This is a genomic window from Klebsiella sp. Ech2A (assembly GCF_030078455.1).
Taxonomy (GTDB): Bacteria; Pseudomonadota; Gammaproteobacteria; order Enterobacterales; family Enterobacteriaceae; genus Klebsiella; species Klebsiella terrigena.
This window is the reverse complement of the sequence record NZ_JAQGFU010000188.1, coordinates 1-8,365: the sequence shown is the minus strand read 5'-3', so window position 1 is coordinate 8,365 and position 8,365 is coordinate 1. Positions and strand designations below refer to the sequence as shown.

The 8,365-nt window shown below is 63.3% G+C and carries 10 protein-coding genes; 9 read left to right on the top strand and 1 reads right to left on the bottom strand.

What is annotated here, in order from left to right; genetic code table 11:
- Together PFH44_RS22410 and PFH44_RS22405 are read left to right on the top strand one after the other, a co-directional pair.
- Window positions 1-339, top strand: a 339-nt coding sequence (locus PFH44_RS22410) for a GH32 C-terminal domain-containing protein (protein ID WP_283826191.1), incomplete at its 5' end; no start/stop codon positions are given.
- 23 nt (window positions 340-362) lie between these two features.
- Window positions 363-1,367 (top strand): LacI family DNA-binding transcriptional regulator, encoded by a 1,005-nt coding sequence (locus PFH44_RS22405; protein ID WP_115193395.1) that lies wholly within the window; start codon window positions 363-365, stop codon window positions 1,365-1,367.
- A 14-nt stretch (window positions 1,368-1,381) separates the two neighbouring features.
- On the opposite strand, the gene PFH44_RS22400 is transcribed toward PFH44_RS22405, so the two are convergent.
- The gene (locus tag PFH44_RS22400) at window positions 1,382-2,311 is read right to left on the bottom strand and encodes a LysR substrate-binding domain-containing protein (RefSeq protein ID WP_283826189.1); all 930 of its coding nucleotides are present in this window, start codon (window positions 2,309-2,311) and stop codon (window positions 1,382-1,384) included.
- A 207-nt stretch (window positions 2,312-2,518) separates the two neighbouring features.
- On the opposite strand from PFH44_RS22400, the gene PFH44_RS22395 reads away from it, so the two are divergent.
- The 7 genes from PFH44_RS22395 to PFH44_RS22365 form a co-directional block, all read left to right on the top strand.
- A complete protein-coding gene (locus tag PFH44_RS22395) occupies window positions 2,519-3,433 on the top strand; it encodes a branched-chain amino acid ABC transporter permease (protein WP_463671563.1) in 915 nt (304 codons plus the stop codon).
- An 8-nt stretch (window positions 3,434-3,441) separates the two neighbouring features.
- Complete coding sequence (locus tag PFH44_RS22390) at window positions 3,442-4,551, top strand: branched-chain amino acid ABC transporter permease (RefSeq protein WP_283826187.1); 1,110 nt, start codon at window positions 3,442-3,444, stop codon at window positions 4,549-4,551.
- The gene (locus PFH44_RS22385; RefSeq protein ID WP_283826186.1) at window positions 4,548-5,315 is read left to right on the top strand and encodes an ABC transporter ATP-binding protein; all 768 of its coding nucleotides are present in this window, start codon (window positions 4,548-4,550) and stop codon (window positions 5,313-5,315) included. Before PFH44_RS22390 ends, PFH44_RS22385 begins: the two co-directional genes overlap by 4 nt.
- Window positions 5,308-6,027 carry an ABC transporter ATP-binding protein gene (locus PFH44_RS22380; protein WP_167692083.1) on the top strand — a complete coding sequence of 240 codons (720 nt, stop codon included), beginning with the start codon at window positions 5,308-5,310 and terminating at the stop codon, window positions 6,025-6,027. Before PFH44_RS22385 ends, PFH44_RS22380 begins: the two co-directional genes overlap by 8 nt.
- A gap of 27 nt (window positions 6,028-6,054) precedes the next feature.
- A complete protein-coding gene (locus tag PFH44_RS22375) occupies window positions 6,055-7,212 on the top strand; it encodes a branched-chain amino acid ABC transporter substrate-binding protein (RefSeq protein WP_283826185.1) in 1,158 nt (385 codons plus the stop codon).
- Between the two features lie 17 nt (window positions 7,213-7,229).
- Window positions 7,230-7,712, top strand: a complete 483-nt coding sequence (locus PFH44_RS22370) for an L-2-amino-thiazoline-4-carboxylic acid hydrolase (RefSeq protein WP_045854338.1) — start codon at window positions 7,230-7,232, stop codon at window positions 7,710-7,712.
- Window positions 7,709-8,365 (top strand): hydantoinase/carbamoylase family amidase (locus tag PFH44_RS22365; protein WP_283826184.1); only part of this gene is annotated, 657 nt, incomplete at its 3' end. The genes PFH44_RS22370 and PFH44_RS22365, both read left to right, overlap by 4 nt.

Sequence of the window (8,365 nt, the reverse complement as noted above, 5' to 3'; positions counted from 1 at the left end):
GCGCCGATGGACATGGTCTTTGAGGTAGCGCCAGGCGACGAGCTGGGGATTGATTTCGGCGGCGCCCTCAGGCTCACCCTTGACGCCGACGGCATTCGCCTCGAACGCCGCAGCCTGGCCTGCGACGACGCGCTCTACCGCTACTGGCGGGGAGAGGTGCGGGCGGTGCGGATCTTATGCGACAGCTCAAGCATTGAGATTTTCATTAACGGCGGAGAAGGCGTAATGAGCAGCCGCTATTTCCCGCAGTATCCTGGGCAAATGATTTTCAGCGGTGCGACGCCGGCTGCATTCTGCTACTGGCCGCTGCGGCCATGCATGGTAGAATCAGCGTTTTAATTTCTCGGGCGTATGCTGTCGTGATGAAAACCAAACGCGTTACCATTAAAGATATCGCCGAGCTGGCGGGCGTCTCGAAGGCGACCGCCAGCCTCGTGCTGAACGGGCGAGGCAAAGAGCTGCGCGTGGCGCAGGAGACCCGCGAACGCGTCCAGACCATCGCCCGCGAGCAGCACTATCAGCCGAGTATTCACGCCCGCTCGCTGCGCGATAACCGCAGCCATACCATCGGACTGGTGGTGCCGGAAATCACCAACTACGGCTTCGCAGTCTTCTCCCATGAGCTGGAAATGCTGTGCCGCGAGGCGGGCGTGCAGTTGCTGATCTCCTGCACCGACGAAAACCCGGCCCAGGAAAGCATGGTGGTCAATAATATGATTGCCCGCCAGGTTGACGGCCTGATCGTCGCCTCCTGCATGCACAACGACGCGGATTACCTCAAGCTCAGCGAGCAGCTGCCGGTGGTATTGTTTGACCGCAGCCCCAGCGGCAGCAGCCTGCCGCTGGTGATGACCGACTCCATCACCCCCACCGCCGAGCTGATCTCACGGATTGCTCCCCAGCACGCCGAGGAGTTCTGGTTTCTCGGCGGCCAGCCGCGGCTTTCGCCTTCGCGGGACCGGCTGGCCGGCTTTACCCAGGGGCTGGCGCAGGCGGGCGTTGAGCTCCGCCCTGAATGGGTGATTAACGGCAACTATCATCCCAGCTCCGGCTACGAAATGTTTGCCGCGCTCTGCGCGCGGCTGGGGCGGCCGCCTCAGGCGCTGTTCACCGCCGCCTGCGGCCTGCTGGAAGGGGTGCTGCGCTACATGAGCCAGCATAATTTACTCGATTCCGGCATCCACCTCGCCAGCTTCGACGATCACTATCTGTACGACTCGCTGTCGCTGCGCATTGATACCGTTCAGCAGGATAATCGCCAGCTGGCCTGGCACTGCTATGACCTGATCAGCCAGCTTATCGACGGCGCCACCCCGGAGCCGCTGCAGCGCTATCTGCCGGCGACGCTGCAAATTCGCCACCGCTAGCCTACCCGAGGCGCTTACTTCAGCGCCTCGCCGCGCAGCCAGCTCTGCAGCAGCCTGCCGTTGGGCGTCATTTCGCTGTCCTGTCGCACGCACAGGTAGTAATCCCGGCCGTCATCGATGGCCGCGTCAAAGATTTTCACCAGCTCGCCGCTGTTCAGATACGGCGCGATCAGCGGCTCGCGCATCAGCGCGCAGCCCAGCCCGGCCTGCACGCCGGCGAGGGTTAACAGCCCGTCCTCAAACAGCGGCCCCGTCGATCGCGGCGGGCGCTTCACGCCCTGCTGCACAAACCACTGGTTCCAGGTGCTGCGCTCCTCGTCGTGGAGCAGCGGCATCTGCAGCAGCTGCTCCGGGGTATCAATATGTCCGTGCAGGCGGATAAACGCCCGGCTGCATACCGCCACCATTCTGCCGGAAATCAGCTTTTCGCTCTGATATCCCGCCCAGCGCCCGTTGCCAAAGCGAATCGACATATCCGAGGCGTCGCTGAGGTAGTTGCGGTGGTTGGCGTAAACCACGTTGATTTCGGTCTGCGGGTTGGCGTGGACGAATGACGGCAGGCGAGGAATAAACCAGCCCATGCCAAACAGCGGGATCAGGCTGATCGTGACCTGCTGGCTCTGGACCTGATCGACCAGATGCTCGGTGGCCTGGCGCAGAACGTTAAACGCCGCGCGGATGGAGCGGTAGTATTCCCGCCCCTGCAGGCTGAGGGTCAGCCGTCGCCCCTGGCGCTCGGTAAGCGGGATCTGCAGGTATCCCTCCAGCACCTTCAGCTGATGGCTGACCGCCGACGGCGATATCGCCAGCTCCTGAGCGGCCAGGGTGATGCTGCCGAGGCGGGCGATGGCCTCAAAGGCGCGCACCGCCCGCAGCGGCGGATCGTTGGCAAGACCGCTTTCCGCCCAGCCTTCCCGCTCGGCCGATTGTTCTGTTTTTTTCATATATTGATTTTCTTAGCGCTAAGTGAGATCCGATACGTTATTTAATTATATTAAATATCATAAAGATAGATAAATTCGCGTTCATAATAAGAAAGAATATATCCGTATTTTACAATTTAATTCATTTATTGGATGGTAGCCGTAATTTGAGCACATTGTCGGGTAAATCGGTTGGACACACTCATACAGCAATTCATCAACGGCATCATGCTGGGAAGCATCTATGCCCTGATCGCGCTCGGCTACACCATGGTGTACGGCATCCTGCGCATCATTAACTTTGCCCACGGCGATATTCTGATGGTCGGCGCCCTGACGACGCTGTCGGCAATGAACGCGCTGAACGCCCATTTTCCCGGCCTGCCGCCGCTGGCCCAGCTGAGCCTGGCGCTGATGCTGGCCATGCTCGTCTGCGCCCTGCTGGCGATGGCGGTTGAGCGCTTTGCCTACCGCCGCCTGCGCAACGCTCCGCGCCTGGCGCCGCTGATCTCGGGGATCGGCGTGTCGGTGCTGCTGCAAACCGTGGCGATGATTATCTGGACCCGCAACCCGCTGATGTTCCCGCAGATCCTGCCGATGGAGCCGATCGCCGGGACCCACGGCAGCGCGGCGCATCCGCCGGCGATCGTCACCGTGACCGGCATCGTCACCGTTGCGCTGGCTTTTGCGGTCATGCTCGGCCTGTGGCTGCTGGTGGAATTTACCCGCTTAGGCCGCGGCATGCGCGCGGTGGCGGAGAACCCACGCATCGCCACGCTGATGGGGGTCAACCCCAACGCCATTATCACCCTCACCTTCGCCATCGGCGGCGCGTTTGCGGCGCTGGCGGGGGTCATGATGGCCAGCAACTACGGCAGCGCCAGCTTCTCAATGGGCTTTCTCCCCGGCATTAAGGCCTTCACCGCGGCGGTGCTCGGCGGCATCGGCAATATTCGCGGCGCGATGCTCGGCGGCCTGCTGCTGGGGATCATCGAATCGCTGGGCGCCGGCTATCTCGGCGACCTGACCCACGGCGTCTTTGGCAGCAACTATCAGGATATCTTCGCCTTTATGGTGCTGATCGTGGTGCTGGTGTTCCGTCCCGCCGGTTTACTCGGCGAGCGCGTCGCGCATCGGGCATAGGAAAAAATATGACAACGGCACAACTCGTCGCGGCCCCCGCCGCCTCCCGTCGCTTCTGGTCCGGCATGACCCTGTTTATCTGCGCGCTGCTGGTGGCGCCGATGGTCGCCAGCCAGCTCGGCGGCAACTACTGGGTGCGGGTTATCGACTTCGCCCTGCTGTACATCATGCTGGCGCTGGGGCTCAACATCGTGGTCGGCTACACCGGCCTGCTGGATATGGGCTTTATCGCCTTCTACGCCGTCGGCGCCTACCTGGCGGCGCTGCTGGCCTCCCCGCATCTGCTGGAGGCGTTTCCGCAGCTGCTGGCCTGGTTCCCGGACGGCCTGCACACCTCCTGGCTGCTGATTATTCCGTTCGCCGCGCTGGTGGCGGCGGGCTGCGGCATCGTGCTGGGCGCGCCGACCCTCAAGCTGCGCGGGGACTACCTGGCCATCGTCACCCTCGGCTTCGGCGAGATTATCCGCATCCTGATGCGCAACCTCGATCGCCCGGTGAACATTACCAACGGCGCAAAGGGTATTTCCGGCGTCGATACTCTGAGCCTGTTCGGCCTTAAATTCAGCGGCGTCTATCACTGGTTCGGCGTTAAGGTTCCGGCGCTGTGGCTGTGGTACTACCTGCTGATGCTGGTGATTGTGGCGATTATCTTCGTCTGCCTGCGCCTGCAGCACTCGCGGATCGGCCGCGCCTGGCACGCCATCCGTGAGGATGAGGACGTTGCCCGGGCGATGGGGATTAATCTGCGTAACTATAAGCTGCTGGCGTTCGCCATCGGCGCCTCGTTCGGCGGCGTCGCCGGGGCGCTGTTCGGCGCCTTCCAGGGCTTCGTCTCCCCCGAATCCTTCACCCTGCAGGAGTCGATTGCGGTGCTGGCGATGGTGGTGCTCGGCGGGATGGGGCATATCCCGGGCGTTATCCTCGGCGCCGTTCTGCTGACCGCCCTGCCCGAGCTGCTGCGCAGCCAGGCCGCCCCGCTGCAGCAGGCGCTGTTCGGCGAAGTGCTGATTGACCCGGAAATTCTGCGCCAGCTCTTTTACGGCCTGGCGCTGGTGCTGGTGATGCTGCTGCGCCCGCAGGGCATCTGGCCCGCCGGGCATAAAGGAGGTAAGGCATGAGCCTGCTCAGCGTCAGCCATATGTCGAAGCGCTTCGGCGGCCTGACGGCGGTCGATAACGTCTCGCTCGCCATCAACGAGGGTGAAATCTACGGTCTTATCGGCCCCAACGGCGCGGGTAAAACCACCTGCTTTAACCTGATAACCGGGCTCTATCCGGCGGACAGCGGCGAGTTCGCCATCGCCGGTCAGCCCTACTTTCCGAAAAACATTGAGAAAGTCACCGCCGCCGGCATCGCCCGCACCTTCCAGAACGTGCGGCTGTTTAACGAGATGTCGGTACTGGAAAACGTGATGGTTGGCCGCCACGTACGCACCCGCAACGGCCTGTGGGCGGCGCTGAGCCGCCACCGTCGCGCCCGCGCCGAAGAGGCGCAAACCCGCGAGCTGGCGTGGCACTGGCTGGAGTATACCGGCATCGCCCAGTTCGCCCACTACCGCGCCTGCGACCTCGCCTACGGCCACCAGCGGCGGCTGGAGATTGCCCGCGCCCTGGCTACCGACCCGCGCCTGCTGGCGCTGGACGAACCGGCCGCCGGGATGAACGCCGCGGAGAAAGTGGCGCTTGGCGAGCTGCTGCTGCGCATCCGCAACGACGGCAAAGCGCTGCTGATGATTGAGCACGACGTCAAGCTGGTGATGGGGATCTGCGATCGCCTGATGGTGCTGGACTATGGCAAAACGCTGGCCAGCGGCACGCCTGAAACCGTACGTCGTGACCCGGCGGTTATCGCCGCCTGGCTGGGAGGAAGCGCGCATGTCTGATCTGTTAACCGTTAGCGGTCTCGGGGTGCACTACGGCGGTATCCAGGCGGTACGCGAGGTGTCGTTTAGCGTGCAAGAGGGCGAGCAGACGACGCTTATCGGCGCCAACGGCGCGGGCAAAAGCTCCACCGTCCGCGCGGTGACCGGGCTGGAGCCGTTTAGCGGCGACATCGTCTTCAACGGCAGGCCGGTACGCCAACGGCGGGCCGAAACGCTGCTGCGCGAAGGGCTGGTGATGGTGCCGGAAGGGCGCGGCATTTTTGCCCGCATGACGGTGCTGGAAAACCTGCAGATGGGCGCCTGGCTGCGCCGCGACGGCGCGGCGGTGAAGCGCGAAATGGACGACATTTTCAGCCAGTTTCCCCGCCTCGGCGAGCGCCAGCATCAGCTGGCCGGGCTGCTCTCCGGCGGCGAACAGCAGCTGCTGGCGCTTAACCGCGCCCTACTCAGCCGCCCGCGACTGCTGATCCTCGACGAGCCGTCGATGGGGCTGGCGCCGCTGATGGTGGAGAACGTTTTCCGCGTTATCGCCACCCTGCGCCAGCGCGGCGTGGCGCTGCTGCTGATCGAGCAGAACGCGCGCCTGGCGCTGGAGGCCACCGACAGCGCGTGGGTCATGGACAGCGGCAGCATCGTTGAGCGCGGCGCGTCGCAAACGCTGCTGGCAGACGACCGTATTGCACAGATTTATTTGGGCGAAATGCCCGTTTAACACACCAACCAACATCAGGGAAAAACAATGAAAACAGCAAAAATCAGTGCGCTCAGCGCCGCTATTGTGCTCAGCGGTTTTGCCTCTTCCGCCGCATGGTCCGCCGCCGGCGAAACCGTCACTATCGGCCTTGCCGGCCCGCTGACCGGCCCCTCCGCGCGTATTGGGAAGGATCTGGAAAACGGCGCTCAGCTGGCCATCGACGATATCAACAAGCAGCACCCGACGATCGGCGGCAAGGCGGTGACCTTTAAGCTGCAGTCGGAGGACGACCAGTCCGACCCGCGCACCGCGGTAGCCGTCGCCCAGCGTCTGGTGGACAGCGGCGTGGCGGGGGTGGTCGGGCACTGGAATACCGGCACCAGCATTCCGGCGGCGCGGGTCTATCACGACGCCGGGATCGCCCAGGTTGCGCCGGTGGCGACCGGTCATGCGTATACCAAACAGGGCTTCGATACCAGCTTTAGGGTGATGGGCCACGACGATGACGGCGGCCAGTTCGCCGGCCAGTACGCGGTGCAAACCCTGAAGGCCAAACGCATCGCGGTGATCGACGATCGTACCGCCTTCGGCCAGGGCCTGGCGGATGAGTTTATTAAGTCGCTGAAGGCCCAGGGGATCGATATCGTCGATCGTCAGTACGTCGATGACAAAACGGTGGACTTCAGCGCCGTGCTGACGGCGATTCGCAGCAAAAACGCCGATCTTATCTTCTTCGGCGGCGTCGATAGCCAGGCCGCACCGCTGGCGCGCCGCATCAAGCAGCTGGGGATCAATGCCACCCTGATGGGCGCGGGCGGCTTCGTCAGCCAGACCTTCCTGCAGCTGGCGCAAAAAGAGGGCAACGGCGTGGTAGCGCTGGAGCCGGGCCTGCCGGTGGAGCAGATGCCGGGCGGCAAGGCCTTTGAGCAGGCCTATCGCTCGCGCTATCACACCCATATCGAGCTGCACGCGCCGTTCGCCTACGACGCCACCCGCGTGCTGGTCGCGGCGATGGAAAAAGCCGACTCCGTCGATCCGGCGGTCTATCTGCCCGCCCTGCGCGCCATCAGCTACTCCGGCGTCACCGGGCAAATTGCCTTTGATAAAGAAGGCAATCTGAAGTCGCCAACCTTTACCGTCTACAAAGTCGTTGACGGCAAATGGCAGCCGCAAACCGTGCTCGGCGGCGCCGCCACGAAGTAACGCAGTGAGGCAATGTGATGAGTGATAATAATGAGCTGGGCATTCTCGCCCGCCGAAAAATTGAAGCAGAGATAATTAAGCCGATTTACGACATCCTGGTCCGCGAGATAGGCAAAGCGCGCGCCCAGGCGGTCATCGGCGAGGCGATTGAAAACGCCGCCATTGAGGCGGGGAAAGCCTTCGCTGCTAAAGAGCCCAACGGCGCGGATATCCAGAGCTTTGTCGCCCTGCAGTATCTGTGGGAAAAGGACAATGCCCTGGAGGTCACCGTGCTCGACGCCGACGACCGGCAGTACAACTACAACGTTAACCGCTGCCGCTACGCCGAGATGTATCACGAAATGGGCCTCGGCGAGATTGGCCACCTGCTCTCCTGCGCCCGCGATGACAAGTTTATCGTCGGCTACGCTCCGGAGGTTGAGCTGACCCGCACGACGACCATTATGCAGGGCGCGCCGTGCTGTGATTTCCGCTACCGCGTAAAGAAGGACCCATCATGATAACCGTCAACGGCGAGCGCCTGTGGGCCACGCTGAACGAAATGGCGACCATCGGCGCGACGCCCGCCGGCGGCGTCACCCGGCTGACGCTGAGCGAAGAGGACCGTCGGGCCCGGGATCTGCTGCGCGACTGGGCGCTGGCGGCGGGATTTGGCTACCGGGTCGATAGCATGGGCAATATGTTTATCCGCCGGGCGGGGAAAAACCCGGCGCTGGCGCCGGTGTTGACCGGTTCGCACGTTGACTCCCAGCCGCTGGGCGGTCGCTATGACGGTATTTACGGCGTGCTGGCGGGACTGGAGGCGCTGCGGGTGCTCAACGAGCGCGGCATCGAAACCGAGCGCGATATCGTGCTGGTGAACTGGACCAACGAAGAGGGCGCGCGCTTTGCCCCGGCGATGCTCGCCTCCGGCGTGTGGGCCGGACAGTTTAGCGAAGAGTGGGCCCTTGCCCGGGAAGATCGCAGCGGCGTCAGCGTCGGCGCGGCGCTGGAGGCGATCGGCTATCGCGGCCAGCACCCGACGGCGGCGTTTCCCCTGCACGCCTGCTACGAGGTGCATATCGAACAGGGGCCGATTCTGGAAGACGAAGGGATTGATATCGGCCTGGTGCACGCGGCGATGGGCCAGCGCTGGTTCAAGGTCACCCTTACC

Bases quoted from the DNA above. Each gene is read 5' to 3' on its own strand.
- PFH44_RS22370 (WP_045854338.1), top strand. From the start codon at position 7,230: ATGAGTGATAATAATGAGCTGGGCATTCTCGCCCGCCGAAAAATTGAA.
- PFH44_RS22400 (WP_283826189.1), bottom strand. From the start codon at position 2,311: ATGAAAAAAACAGAACAATCGGCCGAGCGGGAAGGCTGGGCGGAAAGC.
- PFH44_RS22395 (WP_463671563.1), top strand. From the start codon at position 2,519: ATGCTGGGAAGCATCTATGCCCTGATCGCGCTCGGCTACACCATGGTG.
- PFH44_RS22380 (WP_167692083.1), top strand. From the start codon at position 5,308: ATGTCTGATCTGTTAACCGTTAGCGGTCTCGGGGTGCACTACGGCGGT.
- PFH44_RS22375 (WP_283826185.1), top strand. From the start codon at position 6,055: ATGAAAACAGCAAAAATCAGTGCGCTCAGCGCCGCTATTGTGCTCAGC.
- PFH44_RS22390 (WP_283826187.1), top strand. From the start codon at position 3,442: ATGACAACGGCACAACTCGTCGCGGCCCCCGCCGCCTCCCGTCGCTTC.
- PFH44_RS22385 (WP_283826186.1), top strand. From the start codon at position 4,548: ATGAGCCTGCTCAGCGTCAGCCATATGTCGAAGCGCTTCGGCGGCCTG.
- PFH44_RS22405 (WP_115193395.1), top strand. From the start codon at position 363: ATGAAAACCAAACGCGTTACCATTAAAGATATCGCCGAGCTGGCGGGC.